Origin of the sequence: Actinoplanes siamensis (assembly GCF_016862395.1) — a bacterium.
Classification (GTDB): Bacteria; Actinomycetota; Actinomycetes; order Mycobacteriales; family Micromonosporaceae; genus Actinoplanes; species Actinoplanes siamensis.
In genome coordinates, this window is the sequence record NZ_BOMW01000004.1 from 68,474 (window position 1) to 85,499 (window position 17,026).

The 17,026-nt window shown below is 71.4% G+C and carries 15 protein-coding genes and 2 pseudogenes; 10 read left to right on the plus strand and 7 right to left on the minus strand.

Annotated elements, in window-relative coordinates; translation table 11 throughout:
* Positions 1-70: 70 nt before the first annotated feature.
* Positions 71-868: pseudogene (locus Asi03nite_RS01175) on the minus strand (PEP-utilizing enzyme); the annotation flags it as partial.
* Between the two features lie 399 nt (positions 869-1,267).
* On the opposite strand from Asi03nite_RS01175, the gene Asi03nite_RS01180 reads away from it, so the two are divergent.
* From Asi03nite_RS01180 to Asi03nite_RS01190, 3 genes are all read left to right on the plus strand, one after another.
* Positions 1,268-1,456 carry a DUF1918 domain-containing protein gene (locus tag Asi03nite_RS01180; RefSeq protein ID WP_203676344.1) on the plus strand — a complete coding sequence of 63 codons (189 nt, stop codon included), beginning with the start codon at positions 1,268-1,270 and terminating at the stop codon, positions 1,454-1,456.
* A 511-nt stretch (positions 1,457-1,967) separates the two neighbouring features.
* Positions 1,968-2,504: a universal stress protein gene (locus Asi03nite_RS01185; RefSeq protein ID WP_203676345.1), complete on the plus strand. Its 537-nt coding sequence runs from the start codon at positions 1,968-1,970 to the stop codon at positions 2,502-2,504.
* A 133-nt stretch (positions 2,505-2,637) separates the two neighbouring features.
* Positions 2,638-3,804: an AI-2E family transporter gene (locus Asi03nite_RS01190; RefSeq protein WP_203676346.1), complete on the plus strand. Its 1,167-nt coding sequence runs from the start codon at positions 2,638-2,640 to the stop codon at positions 3,802-3,804.
* Positions 3,805-3,810: 6 nt separating this feature from the next.
* On the opposite strand, the gene Asi03nite_RS37605 is transcribed toward Asi03nite_RS01190, so the two are convergent.
* A complete protein-coding gene (locus Asi03nite_RS37605) occupies positions 3,811-3,960 on the minus strand; it encodes a hypothetical protein (protein ID WP_239102272.1) in 150 nt (49 codons plus the stop codon).
* A gap of 226 nt (positions 3,961-4,186) precedes the next feature.
* Between Asi03nite_RS37605 and Asi03nite_RS01200 the strand changes: the two genes are divergently transcribed.
* Both Asi03nite_RS01200 and Asi03nite_RS01205 read left to right on the plus strand, forming a co-directional pair.
* A complete protein-coding gene (locus Asi03nite_RS01200; RefSeq protein WP_203676347.1) occupies positions 4,187-6,163 on the plus strand; it encodes a LamG-like jellyroll fold domain-containing protein in 1,977 nt (658 codons plus the stop codon).
* A 385-nt stretch (positions 6,164-6,548) separates the two neighbouring features.
* A complete protein-coding gene (locus Asi03nite_RS01205; RefSeq protein WP_203676348.1) occupies positions 6,549-7,835 on the plus strand; it encodes a YncE family protein in 1,287 nt (428 codons plus the stop codon).
* A gap of 279 nt (positions 7,836-8,114) precedes the next feature.
* Here Asi03nite_RS01205 and Asi03nite_RS01210 read toward each other — a convergent pair whose 3' ends face one another.
* The gene (locus Asi03nite_RS01210) at positions 8,115-9,383 is read right to left on the minus strand and encodes an EAL domain-containing protein (protein WP_203676351.1); all 1,269 of its coding nucleotides are present in this window, start codon (positions 9,381-9,383) and stop codon (positions 8,115-8,117) included.
* A 202-nt stretch (positions 9,384-9,585) separates the two neighbouring features.
* On the opposite strand from Asi03nite_RS01210, the pseudogene Asi03nite_RS01215 reads away from it, so the two are divergent.
* From Asi03nite_RS01215 to Asi03nite_RS01235, 5 genes and pseudogenes are all read left to right on the plus strand, one after another.
* Positions 9,586-10,425 (plus strand): annotated as a pseudogene (locus tag Asi03nite_RS01215) (DNA glycosylase AlkZ-like family protein); the annotation flags it as partial.
* 21 nt (positions 10,426-10,446) lie between these two features.
* A complete protein-coding gene (locus tag Asi03nite_RS01220) occupies positions 10,447-10,764 on the plus strand; it encodes a MazG nucleotide pyrophosphohydrolase domain-containing protein (protein WP_203676353.1) in 318 nt (105 codons plus the stop codon).
* 8 nt (positions 10,765-10,772) lie between these two features.
* Positions 10,773-11,048 (plus strand): cellulose binding domain-containing protein, encoded by a 276-nt coding sequence (locus tag Asi03nite_RS01225; RefSeq protein ID WP_275409296.1) that lies wholly within the window; start codon positions 10,773-10,775, stop codon positions 11,046-11,048.
* Between the two features lie 263 nt (positions 11,049-11,311).
* The gene (locus Asi03nite_RS01230; RefSeq protein ID WP_239102274.1) at positions 11,312-12,148 is read left to right on the plus strand and encodes a helix-turn-helix domain-containing protein; all 837 of its coding nucleotides are present in this window, start codon (positions 11,312-11,314) and stop codon (positions 12,146-12,148) included.
* Positions 12,149-12,256: 108 nt separating this feature from the next.
* The gene (locus Asi03nite_RS01235; RefSeq protein WP_203676361.1) at positions 12,257-12,949 is read left to right on the plus strand and encodes an SDR family NAD(P)-dependent oxidoreductase; all 693 of its coding nucleotides are present in this window, start codon (positions 12,257-12,259) and stop codon (positions 12,947-12,949) included.
* Positions 12,950-13,095: 146 nt separating this feature from the next.
* Here Asi03nite_RS01235 and Asi03nite_RS01240 read toward each other — a convergent pair whose 3' ends face one another.
* The 4 genes from Asi03nite_RS01240 to trxA are packed head-to-tail and all read right to left on the minus strand — an operon-like array spanning position 13,096 to position 17,026.
* Positions 13,096-14,265, minus strand: a complete 1,170-nt coding sequence (locus tag Asi03nite_RS01240; RefSeq protein WP_203676362.1) for a low temperature requirement protein A — start codon at positions 14,263-14,265, stop codon at positions 13,096-13,098.
* 22 nt (positions 14,266-14,287) lie between these two features.
* Positions 14,288-14,929: an HdeD family acid-resistance protein gene (locus tag Asi03nite_RS01245; RefSeq protein WP_203676364.1), complete on the minus strand. Its 642-nt coding sequence runs from the start codon at positions 14,927-14,929 to the stop codon at positions 14,288-14,290.
* Positions 14,898-16,580, minus strand: coding sequence for an FAD-dependent oxidoreductase (locus tag Asi03nite_RS01250; protein WP_203676366.1), 1,683 nt, complete (start codon positions 16,578-16,580; stop codon positions 14,898-14,900). Before Asi03nite_RS01250 ends, Asi03nite_RS01245 begins: the two co-directional genes overlap by 32 nt.
* Complete coding sequence (gene trxA / locus Asi03nite_RS01255) at positions 16,577-17,026, minus strand: thioredoxin (protein ID WP_239102276.1); 450 nt, start codon at positions 17,024-17,026, stop codon at positions 16,577-16,579. Before trxA ends, Asi03nite_RS01250 begins: the two co-directional genes overlap by 4 nt.

Consider the following 17,026-nt stretch of genomic DNA (forward strand, 5'->3'; position numbering starts at 1 on the left):
GGAACGGCGAACAGGAGACGTGGTCCAGGCCGGCGTCGTGGAAGAAGCGCACCGAGGCGGGGTCGCCGCCGTGCAGCGGCGGGTCGATCAGCCGAATGGTGACCGGCAGCCCGTCCATGGCGGCGAACAGCTGCTCGAAGTCGGCCTGCTGCAACGGCAGCCGGCACAGGCCGATCCCGGTGGCGCCGAACCGCCGGGCCCGGGCCGCATCGGCGCCGGTGTCGGCGTTGGCGTGCACCTCCAGCCGGGCCACCTGGTCCGCGTGCGCCATCAGCTGCTGGACGGCACGCAGCAGCGCGTTCCCGCACGGCATGATCTCGCCCTCGGAGAAACGTACGACCTTGGACGGGCGCACCGGCACCGCGCCGGCGTAGACCCGGCCGTTCGCACCGTCGATCGAGATGACGTCCCCGGCGCGCAGCCGGTGGCCGGCCACCGTGCACGAGTCGGTGCCGATCTCCACCTGGTCGGCGCCGCACACGCAGGTCCTGCCCATGCCGCGGGCCACCACCGCGGCGTGTGAGGTCTTCCCGCCGCGGGCGGTGAGGATGCCGGCCGCGGCGATCATGCCGGGCAGGTCGTCCGGGTTGGTCTCCCGGCGCACCAGGATCACCGGCTCGGTCGCGGCGGGGGCCGCCGCCGAGTCGAACACCACCGCGCCGACAGCGGCGCCGGGCGACGCCGGCACACCTGTGGTCAGCGGTGGCGGGGTGGCCTGCTCGTCGAAGCTGGGGAGCATCAACTGGGCCAGTTGCTCGCCGGTGACCCGGCGCAGCGCCTCGTCGCGGGTGATGACACCCTCCTCGACCAGTTGCGCGGCGATCACCTGGGCCTGCGGGAAGGGGCGGCCGGTGTGTGTCTGGAACACCTTCTGGTACGACTGGACCAGGTCCCGCAGCCGCGCGGCGTCCAGCTCGCCCTCCCCGAAGCCGGCCCGTTCCGCCTCGAACGCCTCGGCGGGCACGTCCAGGCCCATCCTGGTCATCTCGGCCAGGTTGGCACCCTTGCCGCCGAGCAGGCCCTTGAGATCTTTGTGGCCGTCGATGAAGTCGTACACGTGTCCAGCCACCCTGAATCCCCGCCCTTGCTGCCTCGTCGTTGTTCCTCCTTCGTTGCTAATCCCTGTGGGAGCCCGCGGAACAGGGCCGTCGGCCCGGCCCCGCCGGGCCCTCAAGCCCTGTCCGGCTGCCTCGCACCGGCGTTGCGATGAAAGGCAGGGGCCCCCGAGGAGGCCCGCACCCCACCAGGACGAGACGGGAGACATGTCATGAAGGCGAAGACCGGAGACCACGTCGTGATCGAGGTCGAGGGCCCGCACGGTCACCGGCGCGAGGGCGTCATCACCGTGGTGGGCCGGGCCGACGGGTTGCCGCCGTACCAGGTGCACTGGCTCGACGACGGGAACACCACGCTGCTGTTCCCGGGCCCGACGGCACGGATCGAGCCGGGCCCGTGACGGGGCCGGATCGGCAAGGCGAGCGCCGGTCTCCCGGCGCTCGCCCCCGTCGTCCGCTCAGTACGCCGCGCACGGCTCGTGCGGGTGGTCGATGGCCGTCCACGCTCCTCTCCAGTAAGGAATCGCGGCCGTACCGGCACGGCGCGGTCGGGACCTGTGGCCCTGCCCGGCGAGCCCCGGCGGTCTGACGATGCGGGGAGAACCCGCGGAAGGAGAGGAGACGATCTGATGCCGGTCCGGGTCGTAGCTGTCCGCGTCGCCGTCCTCCTCTCCCGTGCCTTCCCTCAGAGTCGTCCCGGGTGGTCCGGCGTGGCAGGGGCCAAGGTCCCGGCCGTGCCGCCAGGAAGCCGGGCCGGTGCGGGCAGGCTCGCGGCCGGGCCGGATGAGAATCGAGGGCCTGCTCCCCTGCCGGATGCCGTGACCGGGAGAGACACTGGAGTCAGGAGCCCCCACCGGAGGCACAATTCGTCGTCGAGACGGACGGCGGCGGGACGTCCTGGGATGGTGAGTCATGGACACACCGGCCGATCACCTGGCAACGGCGATCCGCGAGCGGCTGCCGGAGGGCGCGCAGTGGCGGGTCCGGCCTACCGGTGACCTGCACGCGGTCGATGTGATCGGCTCGGCGGGCGCCGCGGGCCCGGTGGTGGCGGCCGCGGTCACCGACGACGCGCACGCCACAGACGTCCTGGCACACGCTTGGAACCGCGCGTCCGAGCTCGGCGCGACCTTGCGCGCGGTGCACGTCTGGACCGGGCTCGGCACGGCGCGGTGCGGTTTCCGCAGCCACCCGGACCGGCCGCCGGGCGCGGACCTGCTGCTGTCCGAGGCGCTGTACGAGGTGCTGGCCGCCGACGAGGTGGACGCGGCGGAGCGGGAGATCCTGCACGACCCGGACCCGGCACGCGCGTTGCGTACGCTCAGCACCCAGGTCGGGCTGCTGGTCGTGGCCGCGGCGAGCGAGCCGATGACGCCTGACCGGCCGTTCGGGGAGACCGTGGGCGACCTGATCGGGCGGACCGCGTGCCCGCTGACCGTGGTCCTGTAGGGCGATGTCGAGAAAAGGACATGAGCGTATGCGAAGGGCCGACGAAACCGCGCCCGCACCGGAGCCCCGGACGGCAGGTCCGCCCGGGGCTCTACGGTCGTTTGTCCTGGTCAACGCCGGGTAACCGGCGCAGATGGCACAAAGCGACACCGCCGTGGTCGCACGGCGCACGCTCGTGGTGATCGGGCTGGTCCTGGCGACGGCGGCCGCGCTGCTGCTCGTCCAGCACACCCGCCGGGTGCTGACCTGGATCCTGATCGCCGCGTTCTTCGCCGTGGCCCTGCACCCGGCCGTGAACTGGGTGACCCGCCGGGCCGCGTTCGGCCGGCGGTGGCTCGGCACGCTGCTGGTGTTCCTCGCCGCCGCCGCCCTGCTCGCCGGCCTGGGCGCCGTCTTCGTGGTGCCGCTGGCGCGCGAGGGCAGCGAGCTGGTCGCGAACTTCCCCAGGATCGTCGCGGACCTGCGCAGCGGGCGCGGGCCGGTCGGTGAGCTGATCGTACGATTCCACCTGCTGAACTACGCCCGGGACAACGCCGACAAGATCCGCGAGTACGCGACCGACCTGGGCGCGCCGACGCTGGCGTTCCTCGGCTCGGTGGCCACCGGAGTGGCAGGCGTCGCCACGATCTTCGTCCTGGCCTACCTGATGGTGCTGGAAGCGCCGAAGGTCGTCGAAGGCTTCCTGGCGCTGTTCGCGCCGCGCCGGGCCGCGCACATCCGCGCGGTCGGTCACGACTGCGCCAAGACCATCACCGGCTACCTCACCGGGAACCTGCTGATCAGCGCCGTCTGCGGCACGCTGACCTTCCTCACGCTGCTGGCCCTCGGCGTCCCGTACGCCGGTCTGATCGCCCTGTTCGTCGGCCTGGCCGACCTCATCCCGCTGGTCGGCGCCACTCTCGGCGCTGTCGTCGCCTGCCTGGCCGCGTTCACCCAGTCGATCACCGCGGGCCTGGTCGTGGCCGCCTTCTTCGTGCTCTACCAGCAGGTCGAGAACCACCTGCTGCAGCCTGTCGTCTTCGCGCGCACCGTGCAGCTCAACCCGCTCACCGTGCTCATCGCGATCCTGATCGCCGCGGAGCTGGCCGGCATCCTCGGCGCGCTGCTGGCCATCCCGGCCGCCGGCATCCTGCAGATCCTGGCCCGCGACCTCTGGGACACGCGTCGCGGCCGTCCGAAGACCGAGCCGACCGTCGGCGAGGACCACGACCCGGCCGCGACGGCCGCCGCCACCGCCGCGGGCCGGGAGGCGACGACGACCGCCTTGTCCCCGCCGGCACGGGCACGCGGATCTCGCTGACAACCGCTACGCCGTGCCGTCCGCGGGCAGGCGTTCCGGCGGCCCGAGCCGGGCGATCGTCTCCCGTGCGCCGGCGACGCTCTCCGGCTCGTCCGCGTCGCCGGCGGGCAGCCCGTCGAGCAGCCGGTCCGGGCTGCGGCCACCGCACCTCGCCACCGGTCGCGGGCTCCGGGTGGCACTCGGCGAGCAGGTCCAGGCAGGCGTTGGTGGCGATCCGGTACAGCCAGGTCCGGAACGTGGACCGCCCCTCGAGTCTTGCCGGCTCCCGCGGAGCGGGCACGGCCGATGCCGTACGGGCTGGTCATCGCCCCGTCACACGCCAGCTATATGATCTTCATCCATTCCATCGAAACGGGGGAATGTCTTGAGAAGATTGCTGGCCATGGTCGGAGTGACGGCTGCCGTGCTGGGCACCGTCGTGGCCGTGCGGGTCGCCGTCCCGCAGCAGCCGCCGCCGATCGTGCGGACGGCGGCCGCCGAGCCGGACGGGCTGGGCTACCAGCGCGAATCCATCCGCATGCTGACCTGGAACATCTGCGGCGAGGCGGGCGGGAGCCGCGGCAGTTCCTCGTACTGTCCATGGCGCTCACGACCGCAGGCGAAGGCCGCTGCCATCGAAACCATCGTCCGCGAGCGCGACCTCAACGTAATCATGCTGGAAGAGGTCTGCTACCCGGACGACGCCGCCGGCCGCGGCGGCGACCGGAACGACCTGGCACCGCTGATGGCCGCGCTCGGCTCCGGCTGGACCTACCGCACCGCCGTCGTGGCCCGCCCGGACGGCCGATCCGACTGCCGCGGCGGCGACCTGGTCGGCACCGTCGGTGAGGTCATCGCCGTCCGCGGCGCCATCACCTCGTCGACGGTCACGCCGCTGCTCGTCGCCGGTGACCCGAAGTACTATCCGGACGCGGACACCAAGCGCACCTCCAACCTGCTCTGCGTGCGGGTCGACGGCTGGCAGAACACGCCCTGCGTCACCCACCTGCTGCACAACAACGACACCGAGTACGCCCGCGAGACCGCGTCGCTGAAGCAGAAGATCGGCGCTGTCTCGCTGCCGGTGCTCGGCGGTGACTTCAACACCATGCAGGGTTCGGCCGCGACGTCGCCGATCCGGCCGCTGTTCGACGCGTACCCGGAATGCGACCAGCAGGCCTACACGCCCGGCGACGCGGTCAACGAGATGACGCACTTCAACAGCACGGACACCGCACCGGCGGTCGCGCAGCAGAAACTCGACTACGTGTTCGCCACCTCCGGATTCACCTACTGCGACTCGCTGACCGAATTCGCCGACAGCAACGCCAACACGGCGGCCGCGGACGACCCGCCGGGCCTGTCGGACCACGCCCCGGTCGTCGCGTTCACCCGCGGGCAGTCGCTCACCTGGAAGTTCGACGAGACCGGCGGCAACAGCACGGCGGACAGCTCGGACAACGACCTCACCGGGACGCTGTCGACAGGCGTCACCCGCTCCACCGAGCGGGCCCACTCGCTGCGCTTCAACGGCTCCGGAAGGGTGACCAGCGGCGTCGACGGCACCGTCAACCAGTTCGACACCCGGCGCGGTCTGACCGTGTCCCTGTGGGCGAAACCGGACGCGGCAGCTCCCACCGGCTCCCTGATCAACCAGCCGGACAACAACGGCAGCCCGCTCGACGTGTCCTACACCGGCGGCAAATGGCGGTTCGCCATGGTGACGGCTGACGCCGCCGGCGCCGCCTCCGACCAGGTCACCGCGACCGCCCAGACCGGCGTGTGGACACATCTGCTGGCCACCTACGACCCGGTCGCCGGCAAGATGAGCCTGTTCGTCGACGGCGCCCTCGCCGGCACCGCGGCGCACACCAAACGCGTATCGAGCGGAACGCCGGTCATCGCCGGCGACGGGTATCAGGGTGGCCTCGACGACGTGCAACTCTTCCCGTACGCCCTGACCAGCACGGAGATCACCAAGCTGCGCGCCGGCCAGAGCATGCTGCCGGCCGTGCCGACCGGCACGGTCACCATCCCGGCGACCAGCACCGGCGACCCCGGCTGCCACCAGAACGGCGGGTACGGCAAGGTGGCGTCGCTGACCCCGCGGCTGAGCGCCGTCGTCAGGCACGACGACCCCACGGTCCCGGTCCGCGGCGAGTTCTCCATCTGGGACAACACCGACCCGGACCAGCCGCAGCCGATCCGCCTGGGCGGGCCGGGCTCGGCCAGCGGCTACGTGACCGGCTCGGGCACCGTCTCGGTGCAGCTGCCCGCGCTGATCGCCGGCCACGCGTACGGCTGGTACGTCCGGGCCTCCGACGGGACCAACGTCTCCACCACGGCCCCGGTCTGTCACTTCGTGGCCGCCGCTTCCTGACGGCGTGCCCTCGGCCGAGCCGACAGCCCGGCCGAGGGCACCCCGCGTGTCGCCTGAGCCACTTGGACCTGACCCGACGGCAGCGGCCGGGTCAGCACCGCGGGGACCCATCGCCCGCCAGCCCGCGCCGACGCGGGCGCCCACGGTGTGCCTTCCGGGACCGCCTCGCGGGCAGTTTCCGGCTCGGGCCGGTCCCGCGCCGAGCGCCGGTCCTGGCGGCCGCCGCTCCCGCGCAGAGGCTAGGCGCGATGTACGCGAATAAATCTCGTGGTGCGTTGTGATCTGGACCACCCCGGTCCTACCATCCAGTAACCTCGATGGGAACACCGCGGGGTTTCGCATTCTTCGGAGCATTCGTCCTGCTCATCCACCAGGGGAAGAACACATGCGCCTCACCACAACAACCGTCGGAACAGGCTCCACCGGCTACTTCCCGCGAATTCTGGGCGCGGCGGCCGCGGCCACCGCGCTCGTCGTCAGCGCCACCGCCTCGGTCGCCTCCGCCGGCCCGGCGGCGACTGCCGCCGCCCTGCGCGAGGTCATGTTCGTCGGCAACAACTGGGAGGGCACCGCCGACGTTATCGACTCGCGCGGCCACTTCGCCAAGATCGGGCGGGTCGACGTCGTACCGGACAAGGCCCAGCGCCTCGCCGAGATCTACCTCAATCCGATCAAGCTGATCTACTTCCTCGGCATCCGCTCCGGACCGGGTGAGGGCCACGACCAGCTCGTCGACGACCTCTACTCCACCCCGGACGGCACCGCGCTGGTCGCTTCGCGCCCCAGCTTCGCCGACGTGGTCTCGATCGACCTCGCCACCGGAAAGCTCAAGTGGCGGTTCCCGGTCTCCGGGTACCGCGCCGATCACATGGCCGTCTCCCCCGACGGCACCAAGGTCGCGGTCTCCGCCTCGACCGCCAACACCGTGCACGTGCTCGACATCAACACCGGCGCCCAGGTCGGTTCGTTCGCCACCGGCGACAAGCCGCACGAGAACGTCTACACCGACGGCGGCCGGTACCTGTGGAACATGTCGATCGGCAACGTCGAGACCGACCTGGACAGCCCACTGCTGGACTGGACCAAGGGCGACCGGCACCTCACCGTGGTCGACACCGGCAACTACCGGGTGGTGAAGACGATCGACATGCGGGCGCGGCTCAACGCCTTCGGCCGCTCGGACCTGTCCAACGCCGTACGGCCGGCGGTCTTCAGCCCGGACTCCGGCACGTTGTACTTCCAGGTGTCGTTCTTCAACGGCCTGGTCGAGTACGACGTCGCCACCGACAAGATCACCCGGGTCAGGACGCTGCCGAAGAACCCGGCCACCAGCGACGATCGAACTACCTTCGTCAACGACTCGCGCCACCACGGCCTGTCCATGAGCCCAGATGGCGGCAAGTTGTGCGTCGCCGGGACGATGGACGACTACACCACCGTCGTGGACCGCGCGAGCCTGCGGGAGGGGCCGCTGGTCCCGGCGTCGAAACCCTACTGGGCCACGGTCAGCGGCGACGGGCGTGACTGCGTGATCTCCGAGAGCGGCGCCGACCAGGTCACCGCCATCGACTTCGCCACCGGGCAGAAAGTCGTCTCGGTCCCGGTCGGCGATCACCCGCAGCGCGTTCGTCTCGCCCACGTCCCGGTCGGCTGGACCAGCCCGGCCGGCTGACGGTCACCGACCGCCGGGACGCATCACACCCCACAGCCGATGCAGCGGCCGGCCCGGAGGTCCGGGCCGGCCGGCCGGTGCAGCTGCCGACCGCCGGGCTGGACCACTCCGCGCCGCCCCCGACCTGACGCGGCGCACGACGGGCCTCGCTCAGCGGCGACCGCCGCCCGGTGCGATGCCGCATCGTGCCGGTTGGCAAGGTGTCCTTCACCTCTGCGCTCGCGGCTGGCCGGACGAGGCCGCGCGGCGGCGCCGCGGAGCCCCGTCACCTGACCGGTCTCACCGTGCGCCAGCCGGCCGAGCGGCCGAGAAAGAGACGGTGCCGCAGCTCATCGGAAGTCGCCGCAGCAGCACGCGGGCGATGTCCACGACCACCGAGAGGTCACTGCTCGCGGCAATCTCGAAGTGGTCGCTGTTCCCGTCGCCTCCGGCGAGGGGCCGCACCGACACGCCGTCCGCGCTGTCGGCGCCGACGACGGCCACGGTCATCGCGCCGTGGAGCGGGCGGGTGGGCGGAACCACCGCGACGTACGTGGTCGGCGACGAGACGGTGTCGAGGAACGCGGCGAGCCGGGTCGCGGCCCCCGGGTCGTCGCACGACGCGACGATGACCGACGGGCCCTCGGATCCCGCGCTCTCACACAAGCGGGTCACGGCCTGTATCGCCGAGTCCCGCAAGACGACCTGACGGGCGCCCCGGGCGGCGGCGATCTCGAACGGGGTGCCGGCGGGCTGGTGCAGCCCGACCCGCGGCGGCCGCAGCGTCACGCCGGGACCGGCCGGAACCGGGTACCTCAGGCACTCCAGCGGCCCGGGACGCCCGAACAGCCAGCCCTGCCCCCAATCGGCGCCCAGCGACCGTGCCGTACGCAGGTCGGCCTCGGTCTCGATGCCTTCAGCGATGACCACCGCACCGGTACGGCGAGCCGCGGCGCGCACGGCCCGGCAGGTCTCTCGCGTCGCGGCGGCCGACGGATTGTGCACCAGGTGCATGTCGAGCTTGATCACCTCCGGCTCGATGATCGGCAGGAACGCGAGGGACATGGGGTCGGCGCCGACGTCGTCCAGGGCGATGCCCCCGCCGCACGCCTCGATGGCTCCGGCCACGTTCAGCAGCGCACCGGGCACGGTCGGCAGGCCGCGCTCGGTGTACTCCAGGATGAACCGGAAGGGCAGATAGCCGGTCGACAGCTCCAGCATCCGCGGGGACATGGGCTGATCGAGCACCGCGGGCTCGGCGTTGACGAACAGCACCGGTGGGGGGACCGTCGCGGCCAAGGCGCACTCAATGGCACGTTCGCTGCACAGCATGTCCATCTCACCCAGCCGCCCGGCGAGCCGGGCGGCTTCGAACAGCTGGTCCGGCCGCTCCAGCCCCGAGCCCGCCGGCCCCCGTGCCAGCCCTTCGACGGCGACCACCGCGCCGTTCGCCAGGTCGACGATGGGCTGGAACAGCGGGGTGACGAGCCGGTCGCGCAGCACCAGATCGACGGCGGCATCGCTCTCCGCGCGCATTTCGGTCGGCGAATCAGCGGTTCTCGTGGCCATCGTGTCCCCTCCGGCGGAATCTGCGACACCCTGTTATCGGCCGCACGGAGCCGCAGTCGAGGCAAGTTTCCGCGACGAGATCGACCCTGAGCCGGTCGCCTCCCGCGCGATGTGATCAACCGGGCCCGTACGACACCGGAAAGGCGCACCGCTCTCGGGGGCCCGCCGGGCGAGACGGTGCCGCGGTGAGCGAGTCCCGGTCACCTCCACCGGCCATTACGGCATACGGACTCGATTCACATCCCGGCGGATCGGTGACCTGCTCGGCGAGCACGGCCATCTCACGCACCGGCAGATCGAGGGAAGGCTCGTCGACGGCGGCGCCGGGGTGCACACCGTCCGGCTGGCGCTCAAGTTGGCCTGGGAACGCGGATCACTGACGTATCGCAATCGCAGCGGCGCATGGAACCGGGAACTGCGAACGTTCGCGGTGACCGCGAACGCCCATCACGGTTTGGACCGGGACACGGCGACCGTACGACTGGTCGAGGCCTACTTCGATCGCTACGGTCCCGCCTCCTTACGCGACGCGACATGGTGGTCCGGCTTGGCACAGGCCGCGGTGGTGAACGCCCTCGACCGGCTCGGGCGTCCACTGACGGCAGCGCTGACGCCCTGGAGCACCGCCGCGCTCTACCTCTTCCGGGATCGATTCGAGGAGTTCACCCGGACGGGCACGAAGGCGTCACCCGCACAGGTGGACTTCTTGGCGCACGAGGACGTCGCTCTCAAGGCGTACGCCCAGACCCGGGTCCGCTACCTCGGCGGAGTGGGCGAACGCGCGGCGTTCAACCAGATCGGCGAGGCGTTGCCGGCTGTCCTCGTCGACGGCCGGGTGGTAGGAACCTGGAGTTGGGACGCGCGCCGGCGGGCGGTGCGATGCGCCTACCACCGGACCGGCGCCCCGCCGCTGGACCGGGAAGCCATCCGGGCAGCAGCGGAGCGCGTGACCGCGGGACTCCGCCGGGGTTACGACGACAACCGGGTGAATCGCGCGGGTGACCCCGAGGCGCCGCAGCTGATACCGTCCGCGACGCCCTGACGTCCAACCCGAGGTCGGCCCATGCTCCCGCTGCCCAGTGCCGCGACCCTGCCCGACATTCAGCGCTACGTCGCCGAGATGGAGAAGGAACGCGGATTCGCCGATCGTGGCGTCATCGACCAGTGCCTGCTCCTCGGCGAGGAGGTGGGCGAACTGTTCAAAGCCGTCCGCAAGTCCCAGCACCTGCCCGTGGGCACCACGTCGATCGTCGGCACGGTCGACGAGGAGCTCGCCGACATTCTCATCTTCGTCTGTGCGGTGGCCAACCGTTACGGCATCGACCTGGGCGACGCGCTGCGCCGCAAGGAGCAACACAACGAGCAGCGTGTCTGGTCCTGACAGGCTTCGTGGCGGCGGTGACCGTCACTAACAGCGGAACGACCCCCTTCAATGGCTGGACGCTCGCGTTCGCCCTGGCCGGCGACCAGCGGATCACCTCGGCGTGGAACGCGGTTTACACACAGGACGACCGAGTGGCCACCGCGCGCAACCTGCGGTGGAACGCGGAGCTCGCCCCGGGTGCCAGCCGCGAGATCGGGTTCCAGGGCACCTGGAGCAGCCCCGGCCCGGCGCCGGCCGGGTTCACCCTGAACGGCCTGCCCCGTACCACCGCGGGCGGGTGACGCCCGCGCCGCGTGACACAGCCGCCGGCCTGCTCGGCGGACGCCCGCGGCTGCGGCGCCCGCTGCTGGGGCCCTCGGTGTGAGCACCGGTACCCTGACCGGCGGAGGCGCATCGCGGCCGCGCCGGTAGCGGTCGCGGCATGGTACAACAACTCCACATAGGGGGAGACTGCCGTGACCGAGCTTGAGCCCGCCGCAGAGGTGGGCCGGATGGCGGTGACCGGCGCCCGGCCGGCCGGCCCCGCCGCTGTGGCCGCCTGAGCGTGGAAGAGTTCGGTGCCGCTCTGCGCGGCTGGCGGAACAGGGTGACGCCGGATGTGGTGGGGCTCCCGCACGGCGCGCCGCGCCGGGTACCGGGCCTGCGCCGGTCGGAGTTGGCGGCGCTGGCCGGCATCTCGGTCGAGTACGTGGTCCGGCTCGAACAAGGCACGGCGTCCACCCCTTCGGCGCAGGTGTGCGCCGCGCTGTCCCGCGCGTTGCGACTCTCCGACGACGAGTACGCCCACCTGCTCCGCCTGGCCGGCCATGCCGCCGGCCCGTCCCGGGTGCCGCGGCGGATCCCGGCCGGCCTGCTGCGGATCACGGACCAGCTGGCCGCCAACCCGCTGGCGCTCTTCGACGCCACCTGGCAGCTGCTGCACTGGAATCCGCTGTTCGCCGCCACGTTCGGCGATCCCACCCGGCGCGAGCTGACCGACCGCAACGTGCTGGTCTGGGAGTTCCTCGGCGAGTTGCCCCGGGTCCGGCAGACCGCGGACGAGCAGGCTGCCTTCGCCGAGTCCCTGATCGCTGACCTGCGCGCCACCACCGGCCGCTACCCGGACGACCCGGACGTCGCGGTGTTGATCACCCGGCTGCGGCACAGCCCGCGCTTCCGCGAGCTGTGGCAGCGGCCGTCGGTGGGCAGCCACGAGAGGGCGCACAAGCTCGTCGAGCATCCCGAGGTGGGCCTGATCGCGCTGGACTCCGCCGTGCTCACGACCCAGGACACCGACCTGCGCCTGGTGGTCTACACGGCCCGCCCGGACACCGACGCCCGCGGCAAACTCGACCTGCTGGCCGCGATCGGGGTGCAGACGATGTCCGGGACGGCTGGGTAGTACCGCCGTTACCACCAAGAGCCGTGGCTCCCACCCGCTGCCGTACCGGCGGATTCTGGGATCCGCGAACGGCGCGCATCGCCGCTTCCCGGAACTCGAGGAGTCCGCATGACCACGACTTTCATCACCGGCGCCAACAGGTCACTCGGCCTGGAGACGGCCCACCGGCTCGTCGAGATCGGCCACACCGTGCTGCTCGGCGCCCGCGATCCGGAGCTCGGGCACGCCGCCGCCGCGTCGCTCGGCGCACGCTTCGTCCCGATCGACGTGACCGACGACGCCTCGGTGGCGGCCGCCGCCGCGGACGTGGCCGCCCACGAGGGATCCCTCGACGTCCTGATCAACAACGCCGGCATCCTCGGCCGGGTCGGTCCGGTCGACGACTACACCGCCGCCGACATGGCCGAGGTGCTGCAGGTCAACGTGACCGGGGTCGTCCGGGTCACGCACGCCTTCCTGCCGCTGCTGCGCAGGTCGGCGCACCCGGTCATCGTCAACGTGTCCAGCGGCATGGGCTCGTTCGGCCTGACCCAGGACCCGGACCGGATCGAGTCCCGGTACTCGTTGCCGCTCTACTCCGCGGCCAAGGCCGCCGTCACGATGCTCACCACCCAGTACGCCCGGGAGCTGCCGGACTTCCGGGTCAACGCCGCCGACCCGGGCCAGACCGCCACCGACTTCACCGGCGGCCTGGGCCACAGCGTCGCCACGGGAGCCGAGGCCATCGTGGCCCTGGCGACGATCGCCCCGGACGGCCCGACCGGCCGGCTCATGGACCGCTCCGGCCCCCTCCCCTGGTGATGCACCCACCTGGGGGGCGCTGGTCGCCGTCGTGGGCACGGCGCAGCGGCCACGCCCGGGTGGCCAGCGCCGCCTGGACGCCACGGGGTCCCTCAGCCCGACTCGTGCCCTTCTCCTGCGGGCGCTCGGCGACCGCGACCCGATGATCAGTCCGGCTGCGGACGTGCGCCGCCGATCTCCGGCTGCCGCCATATTTCCCACGCCACGAACGCCACGCTGACCGCGGTGACGGCCGCCAGGATGGTCAGCGCGGGCACGGCCGGCGCCATCGGGATGAGCGCGGTCAGGACGACCGAGGTGACCAGGCGGTCGGTGGCGATCTCGTGGTGATCACGCCATCGGTACAGCACCTCGCCGGCGTAGAACAGCGCGGCGCCACCGCAGAGCGACAACCCCGACAGCGGTTGCAACGGTTCCTCGGCGAGAGCGATCGCCTGGCCCACGCCGAGGCTGTACCAGATGATGCCGGCGACCAGCGGCAGGTGCAGATAGCTGTATGCGTCCCGGGCGAGCCGGGCGCGTTCGGGTGGCGGAGCCCGGCGCAGCCGTGCCGCCGCACCGTGTTTCAGCCCGAAGTACGCCCACCACATCGCAGCCGAGACGAGAACGCCGAGGACCACGGCGACCAGGACGTCGGTCCGGCGCAGGTCGCCGGTGGCCGCCCGGCCCATCTGGTAGATGGATTCGCCGAGCGCGATGATGATCATCAAGCCGTGGCGTTCGACGAAGTGGCCGGGTCGCACGTTGAAGCCGCCCATGCCGAACAGGGCCGGGCCACCGAAGTCCACGAGCACCGCACCGAGCCACAGCATCTCTCGCCGGGGCGATTCCTGGGTCGCGGCCAGCACGACCAGTCCCGGGCCGATGAGCAGGGTCGGCAGCAGTCGCAGGAAGGAGCGTCGCCGTCGCGTGTCCCTGCGCGCCGAGTAGATCAGCAATACGACGTGCAGCAGGCGCACCGTGAGGAGCGCCAGCGCGAAGATCATTGCCTCGTCGCCGAACGCCTCGACCAGGGAACTGGACGCGACCAGCATCGCGGACATGGCGAGGAAGATCAGCGTCCGTGCCAGGTTGCCCGACTCCGCCGAGGTGTTGGTCAGCCAGGTGTAGCAGACCCACGCCCACCAGATCGCCACCAGTGTCAGGACACCGTGACCGAACCCGGTCCAGGAGGGGTGTTCCTCGATGAGATGCGTCACCTGCGACATCGAGTAGACGAAGACCAGGTCGAAGAACAGTTCCAGGGCACCCACCGCACGGTCGTCCGCAGGACGCTGCGGCGGCTCCATGGCGGGTTCGGCGTCGGCCGGTCGCACGTCGTGCTCCGGCCGTACGCGATCAGGCTGTGGCAGGTCGATGGCGGCGCCCGGCCGCTGCCGGAGTCTGGCGGGGTACCCGGCGCAGACGCAGGCCGAGCAGCAGCAGCGTCACACCGAAGGCGATGGCCGCGATACCGATCAGCACGATCAGGGTCAGGACTCCGGCGGCCGGCCAGACGACCAGCAGAACGCCGAACAGCACGGACAACGCGCCGCTCAGGGCGAGCAGCCACTCGTGCCGCATCTCCTTGCGGAGTTGGATTGCCGCGACGATGTCCAACCCGCCGGCCACCATGGCCCAAAGGGCGATCACCCAGAGCAGGGCGAGCGCGGTGATACCGGGCCAGACGACCGCGAGGATGCCGGCCAGGATGCCGGCGATACCGCGGGCCACAAGCCAGGCGCGGCTGCCACGTGCGCGCCTGTCGTCCCTGTTGCCCAACGCTGCGACCAGAGTGAACGCCCCGTCCACCAGCGCGTAGGCGCCGAAGGCGATGACCAGTGCGAAGATGGTGATCGCGGGCCAGACGAGGGCGAGCACACCGAACAGGATCGCGGCGACGCCACGCAAGGCCACCGCCCACCAGTGACGGCTGAGTGTCTCGAACATGACGGTTTCCTCCTGGACGTCACGTAGAGGACCGCTGCCGATCGGCAGCATGTCCGAACTTGGCAAGGTGGTCATGGATCAGGCGAACGGCCATGGACCCCTCGCCGACCGCGGACGCGACCCGTTTGATCGACCCGCTGCGGACGTCGCCCACCGCGAGGACGCCGGGGCGGCTGGTCTCGAGCATCGCCGGCTGCGGCGCGTCGGTGCGCACCTGCGCTCCGGTCAGCACGTAGCCACGCTCGTCCAGGGCGACACCGGACGCCAGCCAGCCGGTGCACGGCTGCGCCCCGATGAAGACGAACAACACCGTCGTCGGGATCTCCCGCCGTGCGCCGGTCCTGGTGTCGCGCACGCCGAGCGCATGCAGCCGGCCGTCGTCGCCGTTCAACTCGGTGATCTCCGTGTGGCGCAGTACTTCGACGTTGGGCAGTCGCTCGATCTGGTCCACCAGGTACCGGGACATGTCGCGGTTCAGATCGTCGTGCAGGATGATCAGCTGTACCTTCGCGGCGTGCCGGGCGAGGAAGACCGTGGCCTGGCCGGCCGAGTTGCCGCCGCCGACGACCGACACCGGTTGCCGCTCGCAGAAGACCGCCTCCATGAAAGTGGCGGCGTAGTACACGCTGGTGCCCTCGAACTCCGCGAGGCGCGGCACGTCGAGTTTCCGGTACCGCGCGCCGGTGGCGATGACCACCGTCCGGGTCCGCAACTCACGCCCGTCGTCGAGGTACACGATCTGGTCGCTGTCGTGCCATCCGAGCCGTACCGCCTCGACCGGTACGTTGAGGTCGGCGCCGAACTTCTTCGCCTGCACCACGGCGCGGTCGGCCAGTTCGGCGCCGGAGATGCCGGCCGGGAAACCCAGGTAGTTTTCGATCCGGGAGGAGGTACCGGCCTGCCCGCCGGTGGCCACCGCGTCGAGGACGACCGTCGCGAGTCCTTCGGAAGCGCCGTACACGGCGGCGGCCAGGCCGGCCGGCCCCGCGCCGACCACGACGACGTCGCACACGGCCTCGTCCTGGCCCGAGCTCCGCAGACCGGCGACCCGGGCCAGTTCCGCGTTCGAGGGGTTGCGCAGCACTTTGTCCCGCCAGATCACCACCGGGGTGTCCTTCGCATCGATGGACAGCCGGCGCAACAGCTCCTCGGCGCCCGGATCCTCCTCCAGGTCGATCCAGGTGTGCGGCACCCGGTTACGGGCGGCGAGTTCACGCAGGCGGCGGGTGTCCGGGCTGAACCGAGAACCGACGATCTTGATGCCGGTGATGCCGCCGATCAGCAGTTCCCGACGGGCAAGGAAACTGCGCAGGATCAGGTTCCCGAGGTCGGGCTCCTCGCGGACCAGTTCGTGCAGCGCGTGCAGGGGCACCGCGAGAACCTCGCCGGGTTCCTGCGCGACCATCGAGACGAAGGACGGCTGGCCGGTGAGCAGGCCCAGTTCGTCGAGAAACCGGCGGGGCCCGTGTACCCGGATCGTCCGGGCTTTCGGGGTGCCGTACCCCTCGATCACCGCGACCGTGCCGGACAGCACGACGAGGAAGTCGCGATCCCGCTGGCCCTCGGCCACGAGCACGTCGCCGCGCTGGACCGGCCGCTTCTCGCCGCGCCCGCTCAACAGTCCGATCTGCTCGTCGGACAGGCGGGGATAGGCACCGGCCAGATCGGGTGTCTCGGCGAGCCGCTCCTCGTTCGGGTTCACGATGCGCTCCGCAGGATCTCGTCCACCCAGCTGCGCAGGGCCGAAGCGGGTGCGGCACCGGCCCGGCGGGCCAGCACCTTGCCGTCGCGCATCAGGATCAGCGTGGGTACGGCCTGGATGGTGAACCGCTCGGACACCTTCGGCGCCTTGTCCACGTCGACCTTGACGAGTTTGACCTTGCCGGCCAGGTCACGGGCCACCTGTTCCAGCGCGGGGCTGACCTGCCGGCACGGGCCGCACCAGGTCGCCCACATGTCCACCAGGACCATGATGTTCGCCCGCTCGGCCACGTCGTCGAAGTCGTCGTCGCCGGCGTCGGCTATCCAGGGCAGCGGCTTGTGACAGTTGCCGCAGTGCGGGACGCCCTCGGCTGCCGCGAGGACCCGGTTCTTGCGCGCGCAGTTCGGGCACTCGATCACCTTGCTGCCGATCACCTTGCTGTCCAC